This is a genomic window from Agrobacterium sp. DE0009 (assembly GCF_007680755.1).
In the GTDB taxonomy this organism is placed as follows: Bacteria; Pseudomonadota; Alphaproteobacteria; order Rhizobiales; family Rhizobiaceae; genus Agrobacterium; species Agrobacterium tumefaciens_B.
Map to the genome: position 1 here is coordinate 652,947 of NZ_VEIU01000002.1, position 24,810 is coordinate 677,756.

The 24,810-nt window shown below is 56.6% G+C and carries 27 protein-coding genes and 4 pseudogenes; 16 read left to right on the top strand and 15 right to left on the bottom strand.

Annotated features, from left to right (window positions below):
• Position 1 precedes the first annotated feature (1 nt).
• From FS804_RS12445 to FS804_RS12475, 7 genes are all read left to right on the top strand, one after another.
• Positions 2–1,252: a sugar ABC transporter substrate-binding protein gene (locus FS804_RS12445; RefSeq protein ID WP_144576865.1), complete on the top strand. Its 1,251-nt coding sequence runs from the start codon at positions 2–4 to the stop codon at positions 1,250–1,252.
• Between the two features lie 67 nt (positions 1,253–1,319).
• On the top strand, positions 1,320–2,183 hold the full coding sequence (locus tag FS804_RS12450; protein ID WP_144576867.1) for a carbohydrate ABC transporter permease: 864 nt from the start codon (positions 1,320–1,322) through the stop codon (positions 2,181–2,183).
• Positions 2,180–2,992 carry a carbohydrate ABC transporter permease gene (locus FS804_RS12455; protein WP_144576869.1) on the top strand — a complete coding sequence of 271 codons (813 nt, stop codon included), beginning with the start codon at positions 2,180–2,182 and terminating at the stop codon, positions 2,990–2,992. The genes FS804_RS12450 and FS804_RS12455 overlap by 4 nt, the downstream gene beginning before the upstream one ends.
• Positions 2,993–3,005: 13 nt before the next feature.
• Positions 3,006–4,052, top strand: a complete 1,047-nt coding sequence (locus FS804_RS12460; RefSeq protein ID WP_144576871.1) for an NAD(P)-dependent alcohol dehydrogenase — start codon at positions 3,006–3,008, stop codon at positions 4,050–4,052.
• Positions 4,052–5,101: an ABC transporter ATP-binding protein gene (locus tag FS804_RS12465; protein WP_144576873.1), complete on the top strand. Its 1,050-nt coding sequence runs from the start codon at positions 4,052–4,054 to the stop codon at positions 5,099–5,101. Before FS804_RS12460 ends, FS804_RS12465 begins: the two co-directional genes overlap by 1 nt.
• 148 nt (positions 5,102–5,249) lie before the next feature.
• Positions 5,250–5,450: a hypothetical protein gene (locus FS804_RS12470; RefSeq protein ID WP_063950202.1), complete on the top strand. Its 201-nt coding sequence runs from the start codon at positions 5,250–5,252 to the stop codon at positions 5,448–5,450.
• A gap of 207 nt (positions 5,451–5,657) precedes the next feature.
• On the top strand, positions 5,658–5,891 hold the full coding sequence (locus FS804_RS12475) for a hypothetical protein (protein WP_144576875.1): 234 nt from the start codon (positions 5,658–5,660) through the stop codon (positions 5,889–5,891).
• On the opposite strand, the gene FS804_RS12480 is transcribed toward FS804_RS12475, so the two are convergent.
• Complete coding sequence (locus FS804_RS12480) at positions 5,885–6,250, bottom strand: hypothetical protein (protein ID WP_144576877.1); 366 nt, start codon at positions 6,248–6,250, stop codon at positions 5,885–5,887. The two genes, FS804_RS12475 and FS804_RS12480, sit on opposite strands and share 7 nt — an antisense overlap.
• A gap of 251 nt (positions 6,251–6,501) precedes the next feature.
• On the opposite strand from FS804_RS12480, the gene FS804_RS12485 reads away from it, so the two are divergent.
• Entirely contained in the window at positions 6,502–6,738 is a 237-nt protein-coding gene (locus FS804_RS12485) for a hypothetical protein (protein ID WP_063950200.1), read from the top strand.
• Between the two features lie 108 nt (positions 6,739–6,846).
• Here the strand turns inward: FS804_RS12485 and FS804_RS12490 are convergent.
• The 3 genes and pseudogenes from FS804_RS12490 to FS804_RS12500 all read right to left on the bottom strand — a co-directional run.
• Positions 6,847–7,551, bottom strand: a pseudogene (locus FS804_RS12490) (zinc-binding dehydrogenase); the annotation flags it as partial.
• 267 nt (positions 7,552–7,818) lie between these two features.
• Positions 7,819–8,043: a hypothetical protein gene (locus tag FS804_RS12495; protein ID WP_144576881.1), complete on the bottom strand. Its 225-nt coding sequence runs from the start codon at positions 8,041–8,043 to the stop codon at positions 7,819–7,821.
• Between the two features lie 33 nt (positions 8,044–8,076).
• The gene (locus FS804_RS12500) at positions 8,077–8,409 is read right to left on the bottom strand and encodes a DUF982 domain-containing protein (RefSeq protein WP_144576883.1); all 333 of its coding nucleotides are present in this window, start codon (positions 8,407–8,409) and stop codon (positions 8,077–8,079) included.
• A 460-nt stretch (positions 8,410–8,869) separates the two neighbouring features.
• Here FS804_RS12500 and FS804_RS12505 point away from each other — a divergent pair, with 460 nt between their 5' ends.
• Complete coding sequence (locus FS804_RS12505) at positions 8,870–9,229, top strand: hypothetical protein (RefSeq protein WP_144576885.1); 360 nt, start codon at positions 8,870–8,872, stop codon at positions 9,227–9,229.
• 135 nt (positions 9,230–9,364) lie between these two features.
• Here the strand turns inward: FS804_RS12505 and FS804_RS12510 are convergent, their stop codons facing one another.
• From FS804_RS12510 to FS804_RS12520, 3 genes are all read right to left on the bottom strand, one after another.
• Complete coding sequence (locus FS804_RS12510; protein WP_144576886.1) at positions 9,365–9,577, bottom strand: hypothetical protein; 213 nt, start codon at positions 9,575–9,577, stop codon at positions 9,365–9,367.
• A gap of 146 nt (positions 9,578–9,723) precedes the next feature.
• Positions 9,724–10,380, bottom strand: a complete 657-nt coding sequence (locus FS804_RS12515) for a class I SAM-dependent methyltransferase (RefSeq protein WP_144576888.1) — start codon at positions 10,378–10,380, stop codon at positions 9,724–9,726.
• Between the two features lie 9 nt (positions 10,381–10,389).
• The gene (locus FS804_RS12520; RefSeq protein WP_144576890.1) at positions 10,390–10,647 is read right to left on the bottom strand and encodes a hypothetical protein; all 258 of its coding nucleotides are present in this window, start codon (positions 10,645–10,647) and stop codon (positions 10,390–10,392) included.
• Between the two features lie 428 nt (positions 10,648–11,075).
• Between FS804_RS12520 and FS804_RS12530 the strand changes: the two genes are divergently transcribed.
• On the top strand, positions 11,076–11,936 hold the full coding sequence (locus FS804_RS12530; protein WP_246665876.1) for a cytochrome c: 861 nt from the start codon (positions 11,076–11,078) through the stop codon (positions 11,934–11,936).
• 2 nt (positions 11,937–11,938) lie between these two features.
• Here FS804_RS12530 and FS804_RS12535 read toward each other — a convergent pair.
• Positions 11,939–12,351, bottom strand: a pseudogene (locus FS804_RS12535) (cytochrome c family protein).
• Positions 12,352–12,421: 70 nt separating this feature from the next.
• Here FS804_RS12535 and FS804_RS25375 point away from each other — a divergent pair.
• The gene (locus FS804_RS25375) at positions 12,422–12,958 is read left to right on the top strand and encodes a transposase (protein WP_210244449.1); all 537 of its coding nucleotides are present in this window, start codon (positions 12,422–12,424) and stop codon (positions 12,956–12,958) included.
• An 86-nt stretch (positions 12,959–13,044) separates the two neighbouring features.
• Here the strand turns inward: FS804_RS25375 and FS804_RS12545 are convergent, their stop codons facing one another.
• Complete coding sequence (locus FS804_RS12545; RefSeq protein WP_246665882.1) at positions 13,045–14,616, bottom strand: sulfatase; 1,572 nt, start codon at positions 14,614–14,616, stop codon at positions 13,045–13,047.
• Positions 14,617–14,756: 140 nt separating this feature from the next.
• Here FS804_RS12545 and FS804_RS12550 point away from each other — a divergent pair, with 140 nt between their 5' ends.
• Positions 14,757–15,653, top strand: a complete 897-nt coding sequence (locus FS804_RS12550) for a lysylphosphatidylglycerol synthase transmembrane domain-containing protein (protein WP_246665877.1) — start codon at positions 14,757–14,759, stop codon at positions 15,651–15,653.
• 124 nt (positions 15,654–15,777) lie between these two features.
• Here FS804_RS12550 and FS804_RS12555 read toward each other — a convergent pair whose 3' ends face one another.
• Both FS804_RS12555 and ribA read right to left on the bottom strand, forming a co-directional pair.
• Complete coding sequence (locus FS804_RS12555) at positions 15,778–16,542, bottom strand: CDP-alcohol phosphatidyltransferase family protein (protein ID WP_144576898.1); 765 nt, start codon at positions 16,540–16,542, stop codon at positions 15,778–15,780.
• A gap of 19 nt (positions 16,543–16,561) precedes the next feature.
• Complete coding sequence (gene ribA, locus FS804_RS12560; RefSeq protein WP_144576900.1) at positions 16,562–17,668, bottom strand: GTP cyclohydrolase II RibA; 1,107 nt, start codon at positions 17,666–17,668, stop codon at positions 16,562–16,564.
• Positions 17,669–17,821: 153 nt separating this feature from the next.
• Between ribA and FS804_RS12565 the strand changes: the two genes are divergently transcribed.
• From FS804_RS12565 to FS804_RS12580, 4 genes are all read left to right on the top strand, one after another.
• Complete coding sequence (locus FS804_RS12565) at positions 17,822–18,823, top strand: zinc-binding alcohol dehydrogenase (protein WP_144576902.1); 1,002 nt, start codon at positions 17,822–17,824, stop codon at positions 18,821–18,823.
• A gap of 13 nt (positions 18,824–18,836) precedes the next feature.
• On the top strand, positions 18,837–19,235 hold the full coding sequence (locus FS804_RS12570) for a 6-carboxytetrahydropterin synthase (RefSeq protein ID WP_144576904.1): 399 nt from the start codon (positions 18,837–18,839) through the stop codon (positions 19,233–19,235).
• 248 nt (positions 19,236–19,483) lie between these two features.
• Positions 19,484–20,278 carry a glycosyltransferase family 4 protein gene (locus FS804_RS12575; RefSeq protein ID WP_246665878.1) on the top strand — a complete coding sequence of 265 codons (795 nt, stop codon included), beginning with the start codon at positions 19,484–19,486 and terminating at the stop codon, positions 20,276–20,278.
• The gene (locus FS804_RS12580) at positions 20,275–21,072 is read left to right on the top strand and encodes a class I SAM-dependent methyltransferase (RefSeq protein ID WP_144576908.1); all 798 of its coding nucleotides are present in this window, start codon (positions 20,275–20,277) and stop codon (positions 21,070–21,072) included. The genes FS804_RS12575 and FS804_RS12580 overlap by 4 nt, the downstream gene beginning before the upstream one ends.
• Here the strand turns inward: FS804_RS12580 and FS804_RS12585 are convergent.
• The 4 genes and pseudogenes from FS804_RS12585 to FS804_RS12600 all read right to left on the bottom strand — a co-directional run bounded on the left by FS804_RS12585 (position 21,001) and on the right by FS804_RS12600 (position 24,580).
• Positions 21,001–21,834 (bottom strand): RibD family protein, encoded by an 834-nt coding sequence (locus tag FS804_RS12585; protein ID WP_144576910.1) that lies wholly within the window; start codon positions 21,832–21,834, stop codon positions 21,001–21,003. The two genes, FS804_RS12580 and FS804_RS12585, sit on opposite strands and share 72 nt — an antisense overlap.
• A 12-nt stretch (positions 21,835–21,846) precedes the next feature.
• Positions 21,847–22,380, bottom strand: coding sequence for a cytochrome b (locus FS804_RS12590; protein WP_144576912.1), 534 nt, complete (start codon positions 22,378–22,380; stop codon positions 21,847–21,849).
• Positions 22,381–23,186: 806 nt separating this feature from the next.
• A pseudogene (locus tag FS804_RS12595) lies at positions 23,187–23,372 on the bottom strand (DUF992 domain-containing protein); the annotation flags it as partial.
• Between the two features lie 125 nt (positions 23,373–23,497).
• Positions 23,498–24,580: pseudogene (locus tag FS804_RS12600) on the bottom strand (IS3 family transposase).
• Between the last annotated feature and the right edge of the window lie 230 nt (positions 24,581–24,810).

Sequence of the window (24,810 nt, forward strand, 5' to 3'; positions counted from 1 at the left end):
CATGACACTGAACGCACTCCGCGCCGGCTGCGCGGTTATCGCCATCTTTGCCGCATCCAACGCATTTGCCGCCGCACAATGTACCAGCGACGTGCGTGTCCTGGCGCAGCCACGCGACGGACTGACACTTCTCGAAAAATACGTCGATGAGTTCGAAGAACTCTCGGGCGCTGGTTTCGAGATCAGCTATCTCAACGAGAACGATCGCCGCGCAAAGTCACAGGCTGACGCCGCGACGGTCGGGAGCTTTAACGTCTATTACGTCGACGAGGCCAATCTTGCCCTTTTTGCCTCGTCAAAGTGGATCGTTCCGCTCGAAGGCTTTTACCCGGCAGAATACGATTACAAAGATTTCGACGCCGGCATGCGCGCTGCTGCGACCTATGATGGCAAGGAGTGGTTCGCACCGGTACAGGGCGGCGGCGACCTGATGGTCTATCGCACCGATCTGCTGGAGAAGGCAGGCATCGCCCCGCCGAAGACTTGGGACGACTATTTCGCCGCGGTGAAGAAGCTGCATGATCCGGCAAATGGTGTTTACGGCACCGCCCTGCGCGGACAGCGCGGTTCAGGCGCCAATGTCTGGCGCTGGATGCCCTTCTTCAAGGCAAATGGCGGCGAGTGGTTCAAGGATGGCAAGCCGGCCTTCAATTCGGATGCAGCTGTAAAGGCGACCGAAACCTACCTCGAACTGTTCAAATACTCCGCACCGGGCACCCAAACGGGCTCCTGGGATGAGTCCACCGGCGCTTTCCGCTCCGGCAAGGTGGCGATCATCATCGAATCTGCGCCACTCGGTGGCATGTCGGTCGATAAGGCGCAGAGCCAGGTTGCAGACAAGGTCGCCTTCTCGGTTCCACCGTCGCCGCTGCCGGGCGCTGGTTACGCCCATGGTTTTGCAATCGCTTCCAAGGCCAACAAGACCGACGAGGATAAGGCCTGCGCCGGCCTCTTCGTTGCCTGGGCGACATCCAAGGAACAGGAGGCACGCCGCCTCGCCGCCGGTCAGCCGGGGGAGTTGACGCGCACAAGCACCTATCAGAGCCCGGAATATGCCAAGACCTTCGGCCAGAATCTTGCCGATGCGATGGCCGCGACCGGCGAAAAGACCACCGTTACCTTCTGGCAGGATGCACGCTGGCAGGAACTGGGCAACCAGTGGGGTATCATGCTCGAAGAGCTGATCACCGGCAGCCGCACGGATATCAAGGCGACGCTCAACGAACTTGAAGCTTTCGCCGCAAAACTCTGACGCCTCCCAAGCCGCCTGACGGGCGCGTCTGGTGACGCGCCCCCTTTTTCCCACCCGAGGATCTGCCATGCGCCGCGGCCGCTCGCTGCCTTACGTCTTTCTTGGACCCACTCTGGGCATCCTGATCGTTCTGGCGCTCGTGCCGACGGTCTACGCCATCAATATCTCCCTGCAAAACCGCACGCTGTCTGCGCCCGACGCGGACTATGTCTGGTTTGCCAATTATCTGGCGCTATTCTCAGATTCCCGTTTCCTGAATGCGCTATGGGTGTCCTTCAAGTGGGAGGTCATCAGCGTTTCATTGACCATGGTTACCGGGCTTGCACTCGGGATTGCGATGTTCGAGGCCGCAAGCCCGCGCATGCGCAACGTGCTCTGCGTGCTCTTTATCATTCCTGTTCTTTTGCCACGCGTCTGCGCCGCTTTCGTCTGGAAGTTCGCCTTCCATCCGCTCTACGGCGCTTTAACATGGCCGGTCAGAGAACTCACCGGCATCACGCCCGATATCCTGTCGACGCCGCTTGGCGCACTCCTTGCCGTTGCCTTTGTAGACGTCTGGCAGTGGGGCCTTTTCTTCGCCGTGATCATCCTGAAGCTTCTGGAATCCCTGCCGCCCCAGCCGCTGGAAGCCGCACGCATCGATAAGGCGACCCGCTTCGAAATTCACCGCTTTGTCACGCTGCCGATGCTAAAGGCACCCTTGATCAGCCTGCTGCTTGTCAAGGCGATCGAAAGCCTGCGCTCCTTCGACCTCGTCTATGTCATGACCCGCGGTGGTCCCGGCATCTCGACCGAGACGCTGGACATGTACGCCTATTCCCAGGGCTTTATCGAAGCCGGCAAGATTTCGTACGCCTCCTCCATGGCCGTCATCATGATGGTCCTGACCATCGTGACCTTTACCTTCACCTGGAAGAGGCTGAATCGATGAAGATTTCCACCTTCCTGCTCAGGCTCTTGCTGGTCCTTGCCGCCGCGCTCGTCGTGCTGCCGCTGCTATGGACGCTGCTTAACGCCTTCAAGACGAATGCCGACCTGCTGGTATCGACCCCGAAGCTCGTCTTCCAGCCTGTTCTCGAGAATATGAGTTACGTGCTGAACCGCCGATCGGTCGCACGCGCGCTCACAAATTCCTTGATCATCTGCTCGAGCGCGGTCGTCCTGGGGGCTGTCCTCGGTGTGCCCGCCGCCTATGTGATCGCCCGGTTCAAGAACAGGATCACGGCGGAAGCGCAGTTCTTCGTGCTGTCGCTCCGCTTCCTGCCGCCCGTTGCAATCGCCATTCCCATGCTGGTCATCTGGCTCGGCCTCGATCTCTACGACACGCGACTGTCCCTGATCGTGACCTATCTCATCGTCACGGCGTCGATCACCATCTGGCTTTCCGTCCCGGCTTTCGAGCGCGTCAGCCTCCATGTCGAAGAAGCTGCCAGGGTGGACGGACTTGGCCCTTATGCGACCTTCTTCCGCATCGCCCTGCCAATTGCCCGTTTCCAGGTCTTTGGTGCCATCGCCTTCTCCTTTGTCCTCGTCTGGAACGAGTTCCTTCTCGCCATGATGTTGACGACCTCGAAGGCAAAGACCCTGCCGATCATCGCGTCCGAAATGTCGCAGCTTGGCATGAACGTTCCCTGGGGCATTCTCAACGCCGCCGTGGTGCTTCTATCGCTGCCGCCGCTGATCCTGCTCGGCGTGCTTGCCGGTGGCCTCAATGCTGCATTCTCCAAAAAAACTGATTAAGGTTGACTGACCCATGAAAGCACTTGTCCTCGAACGTGTCGGCGAACTTTCCCTGCGCGACATCGAAATTTCCCAGGAAATGGGGCCGGATGACGTTCGCATTCGTCTCCATACTGTCGGCGTCTGCGGCAGCGACGTGCATTATTACACTCATGGACGCATCGGTGACTTCGTCGTCAACGAGCCCATGGTTCTCGGTCACGAGGCGGCCGGCACCGTCATCGAGACCGGTGCCAATGTCACCCATCTGAAGCCGGGCGACCGGGTTTGCATGGAACCGGGTATTCCCGATCCGAAATCGCGCGCCTCCCGCCTCGGCCTCTACAACGTCGATCCTGCCGTCACTTTCTGGGCGACGCCACCCGTCCACGGCGTTCTGTGCCCCGAGACAGTTCATCCCGCAAGCTTCACCTATAAACTGCCGGATAATGTCTCCTTTGCCGAAGGCGCTATGGTCGAACCATTTGCGGTTGGGATGCAGGCGGCCGCCCGGGCGAAGATAACGCCCGGCGATACGGCAGTTGTGACCGGCTGCGGCACGATCGGCATCATGGTGGCCCTGGCCGCTCTCGCCGGCGGCTGCTCGCGGGTCCTGATTTCGGATATTTCCGCCACAAAGCTGAAGCTTGCCGAAAGCTATGGCGGCATCACGGGGGTCAATCTAAAAGAGGTCGATCTCGTTCAGACCGTCAATGAAGCAACCGAAGGTTGGGGAGCGGACATCGTTTTCGAATGCTCGGGCGCGCCGGCTGCGGTCCGCGATCTCTTCAAGGTCGTGCGTCCGGGCGGAACGGTCGTCATCGTCGGCCTGCCGCCGGAACCGGTCGCCGTTGACCTTGCAGCGGCCTGCTTCCGTGAATGCCGTATCGAGACCGTTTTCCGCTATGCGAATGTGTTTGATCGTGCGCTGGCGCTGATTGCCGCGGGCAAGGTTGATCTGAAGCCGCTGGTTTCCGGCACCTACGCTTTCGATCAGTCGATCGCAGCTTTCGAGCGGGCGGCCGAAGGCAGGCCTGAAGACGTGAAGTTGCAGATCATCCTGGATGGGGAGACGCATTGATGGCCACCGTCGAGTGCCGGGGAATCCGGAAAGTCTATGGCTCGCTTGAGGTGATGCGCGATTTCGACCTGAAGATCGACGATCACGAATTCGTCGTCTTTCTCGGTCCATCCGGCTGCGGGAAATCCACGATGCTGCGGATGATCGCCGGGCTTGAGGAAATTTCCGGCGGTGATCTTCTCATTGGTGGCGCGCGGATGAACGACCGCGACCCGGGCGACCGGGGCATCGCCATGGTGTTTCAGAACTATGCGCTCTACCCTCACATGAGTGTGCGCGACAATATTACCTTTGGTCTTGAGAGGGCCGGCATCGTCAAGGCCGCAATCGATCAGCGTCTGACGCCTGTGGTTGATGCGCTTGGCCTTGGCGTCTATCTCTCGCGTAAGCCCACCGAACTATCTGGCGGCCAGCAGCAGCGTGTGGCGATTGCCCGCGCCATGATCAAGACGCCAGAGGTCTTCCTGTTCGATGAACCGCTTTCGAACCTCGACGCCAAGCTGCGCGGTAGTCTGCGTGTTGAGATCGCACGGCTCCACACGGACCTGAGAACGACGAGCATCTACGTCACTCACGATCAGCTCGAAGCCATGACGCTTGCCGACCGTATCGTGCTCATGAAAGATGGTAGGATCGAGCAGATGGGCACGCCCGAAGAGATTTACCAGACACCCCGAACCATATTTGCCGCAGGCTTCATCGGCACGCCGAACATGAATTTCCTGCAATTGCAGATGACGGCTGAGGGCGTCGGCGACGATCTCGTCACGTTTGCAGCCCCGGCGGGTCTGCGCTCTGGTGAGGTCACCGTCGGGATCAGGCCGGGATCATTCCGCCTGAACCACGATGCCAAGGCGTTTCGCGGAACCGTTGAGCGCAATGAGTTCCACGGTGAGACACGTTTGATCTGCCTCAAAAACGACCGGCACGAGATCAACATTTCCGTTCCGGCGGAGGTCAGACCAGCCGTAGGCGAGGTGCTCGGGGTCGACGTGGCCGCGTCGGATATTCACGTCTTTGATCCCGCCACAGGTTTACGGTTGAACTGACGCCTGTTAGGCCGGTTTCTCAGCGTCTCGGTCCCCGGACAAACCCCAAGAACGCTTACACGCTGCGTCTGCTCTGCAGTGTTTTAAGACCAGAGGATATCGGAACCGGGAGGTTATTTGATGGTTCGTCCTTCAAAAGGAGACCATGATGCGTGACCTGAACAAGAACACGGTTGGCAAGCCTGATGACCCGAAAGCCACCCGCGGATCGACGTGGCGGCCGAGAGCCCGGGATGAGGACATCATCACGAACGGGGACGAGGGTGCCCCGCCGGTCCCTATCGGCCAACCCGGCGACAGGGAGAAAGAAGCCGGTAACGCAGCGCCGGGGTCTGACGAAAAAATTTAGGATGTCAAAGCCGCGACGGAAGAGTTCGCACTCCCCACATATTGGGGTGGACTCTGCGCCGACCAATGTTATCCTTTAGATATTGCCACCAACCGAATTCGTAGGCGGTGGCAACTGAGGGTCACTATGTGCTCCCGCCTGCTGATCGGGAGAGCCATTGTGTCCTCTTACAATAATCTCGACAATTGTCTTTTACGGCGCACATTGATGCGCTGGGCCGTACGTTTTACCTCGCACGAAGGGCTGCGGGTGAAACTGGTAGAAGATACCATCAATCACACATTGCGACGCTTCCCCGTGCGAAATGACGAGCTTGCGATCGATGTTGAGTTGTTCGCAACGGTGCGGCGGGTTTTCCTGCGCGAATTTAGTATCCCTTCCACCCGCACCGACAATCTTCCCGCTCGGCCTGAAGCAGGCACGATGAAAAACGGTCAGTGAAGCGTTGACGACGCTCCCGGCGGGCCGAACAGCGCGTCGGCAATTTTTCGAAGCTGTTTTCTGCCATCGCTGAGGACGTACCCTGCGCGGTTTGCGGACATGGGAGAAGAAAAGACGAAGGGTAGCCCCATCGCCTCGAAAAGCGTCGTTAGTTGCAGAATCGTTCCAACGTCGACGTTGATATCGATGATGACGGCGTCGGCGTCTCCCGCTTCCAGTGTCCGCAGTACTGCCCGCAACGAAGGGACGGGACCGAGGACAGTCGCTCCGGCGGCCGCAATCTGCGCACGGCACGCCGCCGTCAGCACCTTGCGCTGCTCAACCACCATCAGCCTCTTGCCTCTGAAGACACGTAGCACGGTAATGTCCTTTTTATGCCGGCAGCCGCTCCATGGCGGCAAGCAGGAGACAATCACTTCCTTTGTCCCATGCGTTATGTCCTGCATCGTTACGCCAGCTAAACCGGCTATCCTTGCACCGCAACATAACCGAACAGCAACAGACAGGTTCCAGTCTGATTTATCGGCGAAGCTTTTTTTGGGCTCCGGCAATGGAACCAAGACCGCGAGAGCAGGTTGAATGAAAATCCATGAAAACGGGATAGTTTGCAATGCCGCGGTATTATTTCCACATCAGAGATGCTGAAGGTCTCTCTGTGGATACAGAAGGTGCAATGCTTTCGAACGACGAAAGGGCCTGCATCGAGGCACTGCAGGCCGCCAGGGAAATGCTTGCCGAGAAAATTCTGAAAAACGAAATTGTCGATGGCGCTGAGTTCGAGGTCGTGAGGGGCGATGGCGTTCTGGTCGCAAAAATCCCGCTAAAATCTGTTGTCCGGTTCGAGTAAGGAGATTTCTGATGGAACGTCGGCGTTCATTGCCGACCATGACATCCTGCCTTCTCCCGACGCCCCTTGAATGGAAAGGCTCCGCTCTGCGCAGAGTCGTCCGCTGGGTCACGGATAGAGGATAAGGGCCTTCAAAAACTCCCCCGGACGATCCCTTGTGTCGTTGAGTGCCTTATCGAGGTCTCGTAGCGGGTAGCTGTGGATGTATAGCCTCGTTGGGTCGAGTGCGCCGGAGACCACGGCTGCCTCCGCATTTTTCATGCCAGTGATATAGATTTGTGGATCCCGTTCATGGGCATTGATGACGTCCAACCCCCGCCAGTTCCACGATTGCATGTTGACCTGCCGTGGGCCGTCCTGATGATAGCCCGCAATGATCAGGCGGCCGCGCTCGGCAACGAGTTCTCCTGCGAGTTCAAGCGGCCATTGCTGGCCGACGGCTTCAATGACCCGGTCGCAGAACCTGCCGCCGGTCAATTCCTTGACGCGTTCGATGATTCTCCAGTGGTCGTCCATCTCGATGACCTCCGCTGCACCAATCGCGCGTGCCAGGGCCAGCGAAAAAGAACGTCGTGATATGGCGATGACCCGCGCACCTTCTCGGGCAGCAAGTTGGGTCAGCAGTGCTCCAAGGAACCCGACGCCCACCACTGCAACGGTCTGGCCGGCCTGGATCTGACACCGTTCGAAGATATTCATGGCGCAGCCCAGCGGCTCACCCGGAAAGGGCTGGCCATCAAGTTCCGATGGCAAGCGAACCACCATATCGGCCTCGGCAATATCATGCGTGGCATAGGCGTGATAGCTTAAGGCGCGACCCTCTCGCCGACTTTTAAATGGGGGTGACGTCGCCCAGAGAAAGGCCGTTTTTGATGAGCCGCCGAACGGCTCCTTAAGACCGGGGAGGGATCAACGCCCAATTATCCAAGCGATGACGCCGCCCGCGACAATCAGCATGATAATAAGACCAATAGACGCGCCGGGCCTTCGTTAGTGTTCCTGTCGGCACCGACAATGGCCCAATAAAGCGACTTTTCGTCAGTTCGTTCACTCATCTCATACTCCTCTTCAGCTCTGGTATCACGAGACCCGACCCGGATGCGTTCCCAGGAGGAAGGACAAAGCGATGACGATTGCGAGGGCAAAAATGACCAGCACATAACCGATCATTCTTTTCCAAGTCCTGTTCCGCCCGCGAAAGGCGCCATCATCGATACCGACAGGCGAAAATGTCGAATCCAGCTTTTCGCTGACGGTGCGGTTCAGGTCCTCCTCCGGCCTGATACGTTCTCGTGGCTCCGGCATCGCAACCTCCTGCTTTTTTTGTGGCGACGACGCCTACTGGCGACCCGCTCCCAATGAAGGATGTTCATCATCCTCCGGCCCGGCAAAAAGAGGCAATTGCTCCTTATCGGAACCGGACTGAAATTGGTGTGGAATACCGGCCTCCAGACAGGCGGCGATCAAATCTTCGCGCGCAACGGCCGCGGGCCCGTTCCTGAACAATGCCAAACGACAGCTTCTGAGCGCCCGGCCATAGTGGATGCCCGTCTTGTTCGGCCAGTGTTGTTCAAGCAACTGCACGGCGTCATCGACACCGGAGAGCGTGAAGCGGCGGGTTCCCACAAGGAGACCGATTAAATAGGCGCCTAGATGCGGAACGGTTGCCATTTAATTCTCCATCAACGCGAGTGGCTAAATACAGTGAACGCCGCCCGTCCCGGAATTTCTTCACGCGCCGGCGATTTCGCTACGTCGTTCGTGCAAGCCGAGAGGAAATTACGCGGCCCTTCGACTTTCTGGTTCGCGAACGCAAGCTTGGTGAGCTTTTGTCCGTTGCGCCATCCTCATCCAGATTGGCTGTCGAGGGTCTTTTGAGTAGCCATTGGGGATCTCCGTGTTTGAACATGGCCCCGAACCTTGGCAGTCCTGTTTTGTTCCTGTCAAAATACAAAGCGGAATTGAAATATACCCGCTGCTGAAACTCGCCGTGCACTAGCTTCGTATATACCAGACGAAGTCTGCGCAGCCTCGCAGATATTTGATGAAGCCCGATGGGCCTTTATGGCTCGCCGCGCGTATACGCCTTCATGAAACGAGGCGTCGCTGGCGAGCACGCAGGGAGTATTGCATGCGAAGCACAGGACGCTTCACCATCCTTGTCATTGGCGAGGTCGACGATCTCACATCCGAGATCAAGAGGGCATGGGCAGCGGCCCACATCGACCTGCTTGGGCCTTACACCGCAGATGCAATAATCAATGGTCAAACGCTGTCATATACGGCCGCGATAATCGACGTTCGTTACGACGCCGAAATCATGCTTCGCCTGACACAGGAACTGGAAGAAAGAGGCACGCCCTTTCTCTTCTATGTGTCACAAACGCTTGCTCGGCAGGAGGCTGGCCCCTACGTCCTTTCCGCCCATCCGCAGGATATCAGGAATATTGTCTCTGGTTTGACCGCGCAACAAGGCGGCACCTTCCACTAGAGCTCTTTCGGCTACCTAGATGACCCAAAATGCTCTTCTCTTCGTTTTATGCATTTCGCACGAAAAACCGGCGCCAGAGGTTTGCCGGGACGTACCCGGGATCTGACCGATCTGCTGGCCCGCATGCCGGTCGCTTTAAAGAAATTGCTCCTGCTTCCAACGCTTATAGGGTGCAAGCGCCTGACCAGGAAAACGGTTTTCGATTTCACTAGCTGTCAACTCAACCTGGGCGGCGACCTCATCTAGACCTTCTTCTTCGCTCCTGATTTCAAGCCCTCGCATTTTCTGAAACAGTTCGTCGTCGGTCGCAACGCGAAAGAATTCGGCAAGGTCGGTCTCGTCTGTCATTGTAAGTCCCGGAGTTATTGCGGTTAAGGCAGAAAGCTGAACAAGCACCGCCTCTCATCATCGACAAACGGCGATAGAACTCGTTTGTTCCTTCAGCATTCGATCTCCGGGAACAGCTGCTTTTGCATGAGCATCACAGCCTCGCCTCAACGCCTTTCGCGACCGATGCGAAGAAGACGGAAATACCCGGTCGGGCGAATTTTTCTGTTTTCGATCATCTGAAAAGACGGGTTCTTTTGCAGCCATCTTTCGATCTCTTCGATGTGAAAGGCAGAACTCAAACCGATTTGTTGCGCTAGCGGCGACACCAATTGCTCGACCCGACGCACCGCGCCCGCACTATCTGTGATCTTGCTGACGATCACGATTTCCCCCTTTGGTCGAAGCACGCGCGCGCATTCGGAAAGCAGACGATCTGTATCCGGTATCAGCGGCATGACAAAGGGAAGCGAGATCACGTGAAAAGAATTGTCGTCGAAGGATAGATCGCAGGCATCCATGACATGAAGGGCCTTGACGTGCGGCATCGATCCAAGCGCGACTTTCTGTTTCGCTCTCAAAAGCATGTCCTGCGACAGATCGATACCGGTTACGGTAGTTGTCGGCGGATAGAGTGGAAGCACGAGGCCAGTTCCCACGCCGATTTCGAGAACGTCGCCTGCGACGTTGCCCGCACATCGCGCCAGCTCAACCTGCGCGGGCCTTAGGAAATAGCCATAGACCCGGTCATAAATCGGCGCCCAGAAGCGGTAAGCCTTTCGCTGCTGTTCGCGTTTTGCATCGATTGCGTCTGTTGCCTGCAAGTCTTTGCCTCAGCGTGAAACGAATTTGTTAAAGCGCCTTTCGCCCTTGGACGTCTTGTCCTGATGAAGGAACGCCAGTTTTCTTTCTTCGAAGATTTCAAAAAACTCGTACCAGGAAATCTCTGTCAGGTCCTCTTCCGGTTTGCCGAAATCAATCCGCAGGATACCTCCGTCACCGGAGACGTCCACCTTGGCGGGCCGACCGTCGCGTTCCTCGACCCATTTCCTTATTACTTCATGGTCGGTGGTTGTCGCTGCTTCCGTCATCATTCTCATCCTTGTCACTGCCGCCGTACCGTTCTTTGCGCATGCGGTCGGCGTTTTCCTTTGCTTTCTGCCGGTCCTCCCGGCTGACATCCCCGTCTGCAGATCGGGCGTCGTCGCTACCGGGTTCTGGCCTCACGTTATCTCTGTCTCTTTCCATTGCCTGCCCCTTGCAAAAACCCACTCATGGGCTTCGGTTCACAACCCAACCCAGCAGCTGCCAAGATGTTCCAGCCAGGGCAGGTTTGCGCGCTACTGGGATAGCAAGAAACCGGGAATGTTCACGAAAGTTCGATACAAGAAGATCGCGCGGCCCCACGGTCGCCCTTGAGGATGGACATGATCGATGATGATCCCCCATGTTGCCGTTTCCCATTCGTTGCTGCGGTTTCGCCTGGTACTCGTTGGGGGCCTGCATCGCAGGAGTTGTCTTGACGGCCTTCTGGTTTTTGACCGCTCCTAAAACACTCTTTGATCAGGCCGATCCCCGCCTTTCCGCGGGCGATCCACAGGTCGGAAGACCGGTGTTCCTTGCTGGAAGCTGCGGGTCGTGTCACGCGACACCGGGTCAGGCAAATCCTCTTCTTCTCGGCGGCGGCATGACGCTCGCTTCCCCCTTCGGTGTGTTTCGGCCACCCAATATTTCTCCCAACGTCAAGGATGGTATCGGCTCGTGGTCGGCGGCTGATCTCGCCAACGCATTGATTGCAGGCGTTTCTCCCGCCAGCCGTCACTATTATCCTGCTTTTCCCTATACGAGCTATACAGGTCTGGACGTGCGGGATGTCGCAGACCTCTATGCCTACTTAAGGACCTTGCCGGCGGTTTCCGGCCGCCCACCGCCGCACGACCTCCCGTTCTTTGCGCGCATCCGACGTTTGATCGGGCTCTGGAAGCTCTTCTTTTTCGCCAGGGAACGCCAAGCGCCGAATGTTGCCGGTGACGCCGTCTTCAATCGCGGCGCCTACCTTGTCGAGGCTGTCACGCATTGCGCTGAATGTCATTCCACGCGCAATGTTCTCGGAGCAATCAAACCCACAACGCGCTATGCTGGCGGCCCGGATGCGGAGGGAACAGGCTTCGTGCCAAATATCACAGCACGCCGCCTGTCCGGTTGGACGCAAGCCGATGTCTCGGAGATGCTCGCAACGGGCAAGACCCCGCAAGGCGGGCACGTTGGCTCCGCAATGGTGGATGTCATCGCCAATCTCTCGCAACTCCCTCAGGCCGACCGCGACGCCATCGCGCGGTACATCAAATCCCTGCCCCCGGTCGATACCCCGCATCCGTAAGGTCATCTGGCATAAAGGTAGGCAGCAACATGCCGCGCCTCGGTTTCAGTTATCCCGGTCACGGGCATCGCCGTTGGCTTGGAAAAATCCGTTGGAGACACGATCCAACGGACGAGATTGTCCGGGGTGTTGTTGAGACCGTCACCAATATAGACCCGTTACAGAACCATGCTCAGTTCGCCGCCCACTTTACCGTCGGCGCCCGCAACGCCGGGAATCGTATGGCACCCGCTACAGCCGTAGCGGCGAAAAATTGCGGGCGCGAGCGTTTCATCCCGCCAGTCATCGCTGTCGCGACCTCACTTCTCTGCGACCCGTCCTTGACGATGGCGACGGCGACGCCGGTGAGAACCGCGGTTGTCAAAACCGCAGAAATGACGAGGCCAGCTTTAAACGGCAGGAGCGTGACTGTCATAACCACCTCGCTTGCTGGAGCGTGAAATCCACGCTGCCATCATCATGAGTGCCGCTCCCGCATATCCCACATGATCGTCCAGGAGAGGAACCGGCGAGAGAAACTCGCCAGCAACCGGGATGAACGGCAAGCCGTATGGATCAAGGAGACGCTGACTTTCCTGACGGACCAGCGCCAGGCCGTCGTCGAAGCCATGGAGGACTGCCTCAGGAAGGACCATCATCTCGCGGCCATGGCTGACGTGCTTATGTCGCTCAAGGGCATAGGCCTGAGAACAGCTTGCTTCCTGATCGCGGGATTGCCGGAACTCGGCTTGATGGACAAGGGGCAGATCGCCAAGCTTGTCGGCGTGGCGCCGATCAACCGCGATAGCGGGCAGATGCGCGGCAAGCGGATGATCGCAGGCGGGCGAAAGCAGGTGCGCGACGCCCTCTATATCGCCGCCCTGCCGGCCATTCGCTTCGACCCCGTTATGAAGGCATTGTTCCAGCGTCTCAAAGAAAAGGGCAAGTCAGGAAAGGTTGCCCTCGTCGCCGTCATGAGAAAAATGATCATCATCCTAAATGCACGAATGAGAGAGCACAGAGCAACGGTGCTTGACCGATAACACCGTTGCTTTTTTATTGTCCAATTTTCAGTTCAATCCCAATTAATCTCCCCAAGCACGGCATCGCTATTTAATTGGTCCTGAGCCTAGTGGCTAAGCGTATCAATCAATATCTTGCGAAGCTCGCTCATCGGCCACTGCTGTGTCGTGTTCGTAGGTATCATTCCTGCAGTAAATCCGCGATCGAGAAACCGCGTAAGAAGCTCTGAATCGTCTGTAACGATATGTACCGGCACTGATCTTGAGGCTCCGGGCCCGGTAATGATAGATGCGGGCTGATGATCCCCGAGTATCACATAGAGCGCACTCTTCCCTTGGCGTTCCATGAAGCTTCCTAATGTCTCGAGCGAATAATCGATTGTTTGAGTGTACTGTGCGCGCACGCGCTCAGGATTGGCCCAAACAACGGAAGGAGAGGCGCCGCTTCTTGCCTGAATATTGAAGTTCGAACCATCGCCGATATCGTTCCAGTCAACAAGTCTTGGTACGGGCGTCCACGGTGCGTGGCTGGAAATAAGGGCGATCTCCGCCATTACTTTTTCTGCACGGCCATGTGCCGGCCTCACTACAAGTCGATCAAAAGCGGATAATGTATACTGATCAGGCATTGTCACCCAGTTGAACGGCTCTCCGCGATATCCAAGATCCGAGGCAGCGAGAACTTGGTCGTAGCCGAAATGACCTGCCTCAGGCCAGGCCATGGTAATGGCAGGCATGACCGCAACCGTGTGCCAGCCAGCCTGCGAAAACAGGCGGTTCAAGCTCGGCTGATCGCTGATCATGAGGCGATCGTAACGCGCCTGACTGTCCACCCAAAGGCCGGAAAGCAATGTGCCGTGAGCCAGCCAACTCAGCCCACCGACGGTGGGCGATGCCAACCAGCCGCTGGCTGCATGAAGCCCACTCGCCTCGATCTGGCGCTGGATGCTCACGAGACGGGGTAAGATCACATCAGAATATCGTGGATCCTCAACCGCGGATCGACCATAGGATTCCACGAAGACAAGGATTACGTCCTTGCCCTTTACAACATTGAAAAGACCTTTCCCGTCCTTTGGGCCGTGGGAAGCCTGGAGTTGTTTTTCGAACCCTCTCATGTCTTCAATCGAGCGGGCGACAAGGCTAAGCCTTCCGGCGAGATATGTGGGGGTCTGCAAATCAACCTTCGCCTTATCAATAAGCATAAGGCTACCACCGACAGCGATTAAACCCGCAAAAAGCCCAAGCAGCAGCTGCCGCACACCTCCACGGGCTTCAGCCATCTGGCGCAGCGACGTCAGAAAAATGGCGACGGTCAGCAAGATCAGGACAACGCCCCCGATGAGAGCGACTAGGGCAGAGAGTGTTCCTATTGCGTTGGATATCAGGTTCCAGCCGTTCGCCAGCATCGTTACATCGAGATAAGGGTTGAACGGCCGCTGAAACGCCGCCTGTACGCCGATATCCGCCAGTTTTAAGAAAAGAACCAAAAAAACCAGAAAGCTGCTGAAAACGATAAGATAACGCCTCAAACAACCGCTGGTCATCAGCATGAGAATGGCGACAAATGGCCATTCCAGCGGCAAGCGACCAAATGCCTCTGGAACCAACGCATCAGGGTGATCAGGCAGGCTGAAAACAAAAAAGGCGATGATAGAGAAAAACCATGCTCCGACCACGGCTTTCAAGTTAATATGTCCTAAATCTGCCCGGCCTATTCTTACCATCGCAAACCGCTCCTATTGACAGCGGGCATGAATTTATCGGAAAGACAGATAAAATACAGGGCCCTACCCGCTTGTATAAACTGCGAATACTGGTGTCCGTTATCGCCCTGGCGATCTTTGCTGCCGTTACTTTTCAAGCGGATCTGACGGCGGTCAGGCAAGCGCTTTCCCGAATTTCCTGGATAGCGATCATTTTCAGCCTCGTGCTGGTGCAAGTGCAAATCGTGGTGTCCGCGCTGCGGTGGCGGTTTACCTCTGCGCGACTTGGTCATAACATCACGCCTTTCAGGGCAATAGGCGAATACTATATCGCCACCCTCCTGAACCAGGTTCTGCCCGGTGGCATGGGTGGCGATGCTATCAGAGCCTGGAGGATGCGCGGCATTGCGCCAGGCGGATGGAAACAACCTGCCAAGGCGGTGATCTTTGAAAGACTTTCCGGTCAGGTAGCCCTTGCGTTCATCGCTGTGATCGGGTTGTCGGTATGGCCCTTTGTAATGAACACAGATCTTGGCAGCCACACCCGACGTCACATCGTTATCGCGGTAGTGGTTATCGCGTTAATCCTGCTGATCATCGTATGGTTCAAAAGGCGGGAGGTAACGGATAGCGCCTTTCGTGCAGATATTATCAATGTCTTTGTCCGGCACAACGCATGGCTCCTTCAGGCATCGATGAGCGCTATCATTCTTTTCGCATATATCGCGACATTCTTTATCGCAGCACAGGCAACGGGCTCGAATCTGCCATGGGTCGCGGGCATCACGATCATTCCCTTCTGTCTACTGGCAATGCTGATACCAACCGGATTTGGCGGCTGGGGCACGCGCGAGGCAGCCGCCATGGCGCTTTGGCCAGCGCTCGGTCTGTCCTCTGTCGATGGCCTCGCTTCAAGCATCACCTATGGTTGGCTATGTCTCGCCGGCTCAGCGCCTGGTATGGTCTTCCTGGCGCTCGCCGCGGTGAAGAACCGGGCTGGCAAGGAGTGACGCGGACCCGATTTAGGCGAAACCAGGCGATCCCTTGCGTCCCTGATCCAAGGACGTTAGAACGCCTGCTCCAACCTTGGAGATCGCCCGGCCTCAACATGCCCCGGCAAGGTAGCGAGCGCGATCATGCGGCCACTCGATTGCGCAGTAGAAATACGATGTCGATGGCGAAAGATACAGTCAGCATGGCAAGAGAGAGGGCTGCAAGATAGTTCGATACCGGAATGTCGACGGCAGGGACCAGGATCAGACACAGGGTTGATACCTGTGTAACGCAAACGGCCTTACGCCTGAAGGATGAAGGCAGGTCGGCGCCCAGCGCCGCGATGAACCAGCTTGCGGCCACAAAAGCATAGCGCATAAGGCCGATCAGGAGCACCCAGGCGCCAGCTTTCTGAAGCGTGGCTGCCGCCACTGAAAGGATAAGAATGAGAAATGCGTCCACTTCCATGTCGAAGCGTGCCCCGAGTTTGGATTCCTGTCGATATTTGCGGGCGAGATAGCCATCCATACCGTCAAGGGAAAGAGCAAGAACGACAACCCCAACCAGTATCCAAAGGATCGCGTCGGCCTGGTGAAGAGTTTCAAAGCAGAGTACCGTTGCAGCCGTGAGGCTGACGAGTGAGGCTCGAAATGCCGTCACGAAATTGGCATAGCCGAAGTCGCGGTGAGGATGGCTCGGCAGGAAATAGATCACGAAGCCGAAGATGAAGGACAGGGTCAGTGTTGCGGCTGCGACATAGTCCCAGCCAAGGGAAAGTTCCCAGCGCACAAGCATGGCCGTGGCGGTCGTTCCGAGCAAAAGACACGCCATATTGGCGAGTGTATTTCGAATGAGTGACCTGCGATCATCCACTCTGCTCAGTCCATCACCACCGGTAATAGCCATACAGTCCTCCCCACAGACGTCATTCCGCCGCAATCAGTGCTTCGAGGTCCAAGAGATGTCCGGCGCGGAGTGTCTTGGTTCGCAGATAATTCTGGTTTTCAGTCGTTACGGTTCCCAATACAGGGGACCGCGCGTCAACCTCTATACCACCTGCTTTCAGGGCGCTGATCTTCGTCGGATTATTCGTAAAGACCGCAACTTTCCCGATGTTCAGGTGCCGAAGCATAGCAACCGCCGCTTCGTAACGGCGATGGTCTGCGTCGAGCCCAAGTTCTGCATCGGCGTCGATCGTATCAAGCCCAAGATGCTGATAGCCGTAGGCGCGCATTTTAGCGCCGATCCCCGTCCCGCGTCCCTCCTGATCAAGATAAAGCAGGACGCCACCTCCGGCCTGCTTCAGCAACGCAAGTCCGTTGCGGAGCTGATCGCCACAGTCGCATTTCAGCGAGCCGCAGAGATCGCCAGTGATGCAAGAGGAATGGATGCGGATCGGAACGGTGTGCGACACGTCGGGCGTGCCGATGACGATTGCCACCTGATCCTTCTGGGCAAGACCGCCGCGAAAAACCACGAATTTCGAGTCTCCAAGTTCCTTGAGCGGAACTCGGGTCGTGACAACTTTATCGAAACGCTGTCGGGCGACATCCGCCCCCTTCAGATCGGCCGCAGACAATTGACAGCATCCCGAGAAATCTGTGCTCGCCGCAGAAGCATCCGCCAGTACCATTGCCGGAAGAAGTAGCGCTATGCGCGCCAACTCGGCCGCGTGAGACGCCAGCTCATCAGCCTCGACCCACTTTGACGGTTGATCCGCGCCGAGACCGTACGACAGCCGGGAGGCATGTTCAAAGCTGACACCTGCTAACGGTGCAAGAATATCGCCTCGGGCGGATATAGAGAGGCGGCTGGCCCGTGGCGCTGTCAGGAGAAGCAAATGTCGATTTTCGGTCGCCGCTGCGAATTGATCATAAACAGATGGGCCGACCGCATCCAACGCCAGTATCGCCAATTTACGGCTATCGGAAGACATTACGATCGGTCGACCATATCGCAGTTCAGACACGGCACGCTCAACTCGGATCCCCGGCGTATCGAACAGAAAATTCGGCTCTGCAGAATTGGACATCTTGAATGCTCTCCCTAGACGTTTTTATTGTTACGAAGGAAATCTTGAACGAGTTTCGGCGGGCTCGAAAAAATTATTTGAAGCTGTCCGCGGAACAAAACGCGCAGCTCGGTAATACGCTCCATTCGATATTGATTAATCAGGATCACTCTTTTGGCATCTGCTGACGGCACGCAAGATCTCTCCGCATCACTCACGTCCCGGGCGCTCTGGATTGAGGGCAAAGGGCGTTGCGGAGTGAGGGAGGGAACCCTGAGATCGCTGGCGGAGAATGAGGTGCTTGTTAGAAGCCTCTATAGCGGCATTAGTCGCGGAACCGAATCGATCATCTTTGATGGTGCGGTACCGCAAAGCGAATTCGAGCGCATGCGTGGACCTCACATGAGTGGCGAGTTTCCATTTCCGGTGAAGTACGGATATTCCAGCGTCGGTCTTGTCGAAGCAGGATCAGCGGCGCTGATTGGCGAAATCGTCTTCTGCCTTCACCCTCATCAGGATCTCTTCGTCACGACAAAAGATATGGTTTTCCCGCTACCCAGGCACCTCCCACCGGAACGGGCCGTACTGGCAGCAAATATGGAAACTGCTCTGAACATCGTTTGGGACGCGCTGATTCAGCCTGGGGACCGCGTGGCGGTCTTGGGCGGCGGTCTCGTTGGAACGCTTGCCGCCAGCCTCTCCAGCCGAATAGCAGGGACGGAAACGTTGCTGGTGGACACCAATGCCGCGCGAGGCGGACTTGCGTACGCCATGCAAATTCCCTTCGTAGAAGCTGAAAAGCTCGAGGGTGAGTTCGACGTGCTCATCAATGCTTCGGCTTCCGATACCGCTCTGGCAAACGCGATCGATCACGCAGGCATGGAAGCGCGCGTTGTGGAAGCGAGCTGGTACGGTGACAAGACCGTGTCTGTGCCCCTCGGTGGCGCTTTTCATTCCAAGCGTCTCTCATTGATTAGTTCGCAGGTAGGATCCATACCTGCATCTCGCAGCCGCCGCTGGACCTTCGGAAGGCGATTGGGGAAGGCTCTGGAGCTATTAAAGGACGACCGCCTTGATCACTTGATTACCGGCGAGACGGCATTTGCTGATCTAGCTGACGACTACCCACGTATCCTGTCATCCAGCAATACGCTCTGCCACCGCATCCGCTACTAACGAAAGAGAAATCATGTTCGCAGTTGAAGTCCGGGATCACATCATGATCGCCCACAGCCTCCCCCGCCCGGTCTTCGGTCCGGCCCAGGGTATGCACGGCGCAACATTCGTCGTGGACGCAGCCTTTTTCACCAAGGACGTGGACGAGGACGGTCTGGCAGTCGATATCGGCGCGGCGACCACCGTTCTCGCGCAAGTGCTGAAACCTCTGAACTATCAGAACCTGGATGAACTCGATGTTTTCAAAGGCAGGGTCAGTACGACGGAGGTCATCGCTAGATATATTTTTGATGAGCTTGCGGCGGCGGTCGCAGCAAAGCACCTCGGACCCGGAAGCTACCGGATCTCTCGCATCAAAGTGACTTTACATGAATCTCACGCGGCGCGCGGATGGTATGAGGCAGACCTTTGAAAGCAAGCCTCACCTTCGCTTACCCAGGAAACCTTGGACTGAGGACAGGAGGGTACGGTTATGACCGGGAAATCATCAAGGGTTTGAGACAACTTGACTGGGATGTCGACCTGCTCCCGCTTGGAGACGGTTTTCCATCGCCCGCCGATCAAACCTTGAGAGACGCCGAGAGACAGCTTTCCGCTCTTCAGGACGGTGAACTCGTTCTGATTGACGGCCTCGCCTTCGGTGTCATGGATACCTGGGCGATGCGCGAGGCTGAACGTCTCAGAATCGTCGCTCTGGTTCACCATCCGCTGGCACTCGAGACCGGGCTGAACGAGGAATTACGTGCACTGCTGCGACAAAGCGAAAGGGCAGCGTTGACCGCAACACGGCATGTCATCGTGACCTCGACCATGACTGCTGCCGAACTTACGGAAAATTTCAGCGTTCCGCCTCACAAGATAACCGTAGCTGTACCTGGAACGGCTAGGCCATCTGAACGGCGAAAGGTGGATAACGACATTCTGCAAATTTTGTCCGTAGGCTCGCTTACCAGGCGCAAAGGACATGACATACTGATCGCTGCGCTTGCCATGGTTCTTGATCTTCCTTGGCAGACCACGATCATCGGAAATCCCCGTTTGGACTGTGCCATCGCGGATGCACTTGCAGAGCAAATCAAAGAACTGAAGCTTTCCGATCGCGTTACCCTGGCCGGCGAGTCCGATGATCTAGCCTCGGCTTACGAAAAAGCTGATATCTTTGCACTTGCTAGCCGTTACGAGGGTTACGGCATGGTCTTTGCAGAAGCCCTTTCGTACGGCCTGCCGATAATTGCCTGCAAGGCAGGAGCGGTGCCGGACGTTGTTCCCAGCGACGCCGGTATCCTGGTTCCTGTGGACGATGTTGACGCAACGGCATCCGCACTGAGGTCATTGTTGAGCGATCCCCAGGCGCGCGTTCGTCGCTCGGAAGCCGCAACACGCGCCGGAAAATTGCTGCCCGGATGGGCGGACACGTCGCAAATCATATCGCAAACATTGAAGGCGTTGGCATGAGCGGCTTTGACAAGGAATGGCTGAAACTTCGGGAACCTGCAGACCGCGCGGCTAGAGCGCAGCCGATGCTTGAAAGAGTACGCCAGTATCTGGACGCGCTTCCACAGCCGAATATCATTATGGACATAGGGTGCGGCACAGGATCAACCTATCGCACGCTCTCACCCATACTTCCTACAGCCAGTTGGAGGCTTGTCGATTATGAGACCGCCCTGCTGGAGGAGGCGCAGCGTGAGATCGGTACCGGTGAAAATATTGAGTTCCATTGCCATGATCTGAACCGTCTCGATGAAACGCTTATGGATGGGGTCACAATGGTCACCGCGTCGGCCCTGTTCGACCTGTGTTCAGCCGATTTTTGCGGCCGGTTCGTGGAGCGACTGGCCCGCAGACAGATCGGACTATATGCTGCTCTCAACTATGATGGTCTCATGGAATGGTCGATTAAGCACCCGCTGGATGCGCAGGTGGCTGGAGACTTCAACCGGCATCAGCAATCAGACAAGGGGTTTGGCCCAGCCCTCGGACCGGAAGCCTCCGCTCATCTCTCCACTCTATGCGAAGCATCAGGATTCCGGGTCGGTACCGCCGAAAGCCGCTGGTACCTCGGCCCTTCATCAACCGAACTGCAGAAAGAATTTCTGTCAGGGCTGGTACGGCCAGTCTGCGAAATTGGCAACGTCGATGACGCCGAGCTCAACGAGTGGCTCGAATTTCGACTTTCAAAAATTGGCGTGAATGGCAGCCTCTGCATCGTCGGGCACACGGACTTCCTTGCTCTTCCACGTCATTGAAGAAGCACCCGCCTTGAGGAGGCAGTCAAAAAGCACGTCGCTTCCCAGCGCATAGATATCCGCCGCAGGCCGATGGGCGTGGCAGAGTTCCCCGATCGGCGTCAAGGATATGCCGCATGGCCCGGACCCTATGATTAAGGGCGCTATGGCAACGTGAAGATGATCGACTAGGTTGGCGTCGATGAAACGGGCAATTGTTTTTGCGCCCCCCTCCACGAGTACACGCTTCAATCCGCGCTCCGCGAGACAGTCGAGGACATCATGTGGATCCAGGCCACGCGGACCGCGTTTCAGCCTTATGACATCGGCGGGATAGTCTGAGTTCCGCGCATCGTCGCCCTGAATGAGGATAACCGGCGCTCCGCCATCATGAAACAGGCCTTCCTGTCCGGTCAATTCGCTTCGACAGTCGATGACGACCCTTGTAGGATTGGGGCCCTTAACTTTACGCACTGAAAGTCGTGGATTGTCATTCCGTACGGTTCCAACACCAACGATCACCGCATCGACAAGGGCACGGCAACGGTGGAGGTGGACAAGTCCATCCGGTCCGGAAATGTCCCGAGCATCACCGCTTGGCGTCGCGACACGGCCGTCAAGGGACTGGCCGACTTGCGCAAGGACAAAACGGTCCCTTGCCGAAGCAATAGGGCCGTATAGCGAGAAGGCCGGACAGGCCTCTCTTCTGCGAAGCGCGTCTTTTCCTTCGCGGATGGAAAGGAGCCGCGTCCAAAGCCTGTCAGTTACATTGAGGTTTCGCATCGATGTCCCTGTCTAGAGAATTCGGTAAAGCGTGGAGTCTCGGCGGATCAGATGATGGAAGATCACTGCCAGTATATGTAACGCTAACAGCGCCAAAACGATCCATGCGCTCCACTCGTGGATCGTTGATAAAACTGGCGCGATCTCCGGCGATTTATCCAGCGGGCTCCAGATCGGAATTATCCCAAACCATCGCAGGGGAAAACCGTGTGCGTTGGTGGCTAAAAATCCAGAGACGGGCATGATGATCAAAAACGCGTATAGCAGGCCATGAACTGTGTGTGCCGCGATGCGCTCCAACACGCTGCCGGATATTGGAGGAGAGGGCTGATAAAACTTGGCGCCAGTCCTGAGCAACATGAACCAGAGCAACAGAAAGCCAAGGCTTTCGTGCACGAGATAGAAATCGAGCTTTACAGCATCCTTTGCAAAGCCGATCATCAGCCCCATAGGCCAGGTTACAAACACAAGCATCGCCACGATCCAATGGAGGATCCTGGCAGTTCGGCTGTATCTCGCAACTTCCGCCTCGGAATGAGAGCTCATCTCTTTCCCCGTACATCGTATTGAAAATACTGTAGTTCTTAGCTTGCAAGATGAACGGCAACTCGGACTTGAGCCAATTGGGACTCGCCATGTCACAGCGATCAACTCATCGCTTGAAATACGCCATTCCCTGTACGTATCTCAGGAGGTTCACTCGAATTACTGTCCGCCAAGTCCGATAGTGCCACCGTTTCCCGTTATCTCGAAAAGAAGTTGCGACCGCATAAAGCAAGCTGCCAAGAAGAGCTCCGTCCCCGCATCCCTTAACAACTTGCTCCCAAACAGCGCTTTTGATGCCCGGACGATTGGCAGCACCACGCGCTCGAATAGCGACGATCGACGGATAACAACCAAGATTGCCAGATAAGAGACCTGAGATCAACTTCGCCAACGAGATGGCTAGGAATGGCTAAAATGACTCAGTCATACGGACGATCCAAACAACCGTCGCCGAGACAGAAGCAATGAAATAGTTCGTGGGCGGCTCTCCACTCATCCCACTATGCGACCCGGAATATACGCTTAATGTAGCAGCATCCAATTCGATTCCGCTCAACGTGAATCCGACCATGCATCTCTACCGCGCATTCTTTTTCGTCTAGCCCTAAGGCGTAGTCGGCAAGCAAAATCGCCGAGCTCAAAACTGCCGTCATGCTGAACGGTTATCCTGAGTCTACTCGAAAGCCCTGGAGCTCCAATCAATCGAGCCACTCCGATGGCGCAATACGAAGCGCGCCGCAATGACTATGGCGCGCTTGCTGTCGAGTTACCCTTATTTTATCCAAGGAATATGTCTGAGTGGCGAGTTAGCCTGCATGTTTTAATTGAAGGTGCGACACACCGGCTGCAACATTGACCCCGGTGCCAATTTCGGCACTGATAGGCTGCAGTGCGAAGTTCTTGGAATTGCCGCCGATCAGAGCATTGGCGCCAACACCGACACCAACCGACGCGCCTGCCGAGGCGCTGACATAGTCGCCACTTAGAGTGACCTTGCCCCGTTGAAATAATCCATTTTGAAGTAAGCTCTGGCCCATTTTGAAGTGCACCCCGAATTTGGGCCAGCGGGAGCTGGAATTTTCCGGGGGGTTTTGGCTCAGTTCGGCGGGGGTGCCGATTAGCCGTTCATAAGCGAAATCGGCACTTTGTTGCCTATCGCGCTGTGTGGCCGGAACTCGTTATAGTCTCTATGCCAATCCTCCATCTTTGCCCGCGCGTCGTCAAGGGTCATGAACCAGTGAGCGTTCAGGCACTCGGCGCGGAACTTGCCATTAAAACTCTCGATGTAGCTGTTGTCGGTCGGCTTGCCTGGCCGGGAGAAGTCGAGCACGACACCCTTGTGATAGGCCCAAAAAGATCAAGGTCTCGAGAGATGAACTCGCTGCCGTTATCGACGCGAATGGTCGTCGGATATCCGACCTGCCGGCAGACCCGCTCCAGTGTCTGAACGACATCCTCCCCCTTGTAACTGAAGCGGGCATCGACTGCCGGCGAGAAGCGCGAGTAAGCGTCGACGACCGTCAGAACCCTGATCTTGCGACCAGTGGCCAGTTGGTCATGAACGAAATCCATCGCCCAAACATGGTTGGAAAGGGTCGGCTCCGTGCGGTCAGCCCGCAGCTTCGCCTTGACCCGGCGCTTGGGAACCTTGTTGCGGAGCTGGAGGTCCATCTCCTTGTAAAGACGATAGATTCGCTTCGGGTTCACAGACCAGCCTTCACGCTTGATAAGGATATGCACACGCCTGTAGCCGTAGCGTATCCGCGTCTGGCAGATGTCCTTGATCTTCAGCTTTAACTCGGCCTGCTCGCCACGCCTGGACTTGTAGACATAGAGCGACCGGTCGACTTTCAACACCGAGCATGCACGCCGGATCGAAACCTTCCAGTCCGCCTTGATCGTGTCGACAAGCTTGCGCTTGCGGGCAGGCCTCAAAGCCTTTTTTTGAAAGCACATCCTGCAGCATGGCCTTGTCCAGCGACAGGTCGGCAACAATCCGCTTCAGCTTGGCATTCTCTTCCTCAAGCTGTCGCAGCCGCTTCATCTCCGAGGGCATCAAGCCCGCGTATTTTTTGCGCCAATTGTAAAACGTCGCGTCCGAAATTCCTGCCTTGCGGCAGACCTCGCAGATCGGCGTGCCATCCTCTGCCTGCTTCAACACGAATGCGATCTGCGCTTCCGAAAACTTCGAGCCCTTCATCGAATTCTCCTCTTCTTCCCACCAGGGATCATAAGTGGAAAATTCCAGTTCTAAATGGCCTAATTTATTGGGGGCACGTCATTCATGGGCCCGAACGCAAAAAGCCGCCCAGTTGGTACGGCTGACGCGCGCGATTTGGTATCCCCATTTGATTTGGTTGCGGGGGCAGGATTTGAACCTGCGGCCTTCAGGTTATGAGCCTGACGAGCTACCGGGCTGCTCCACCCCGC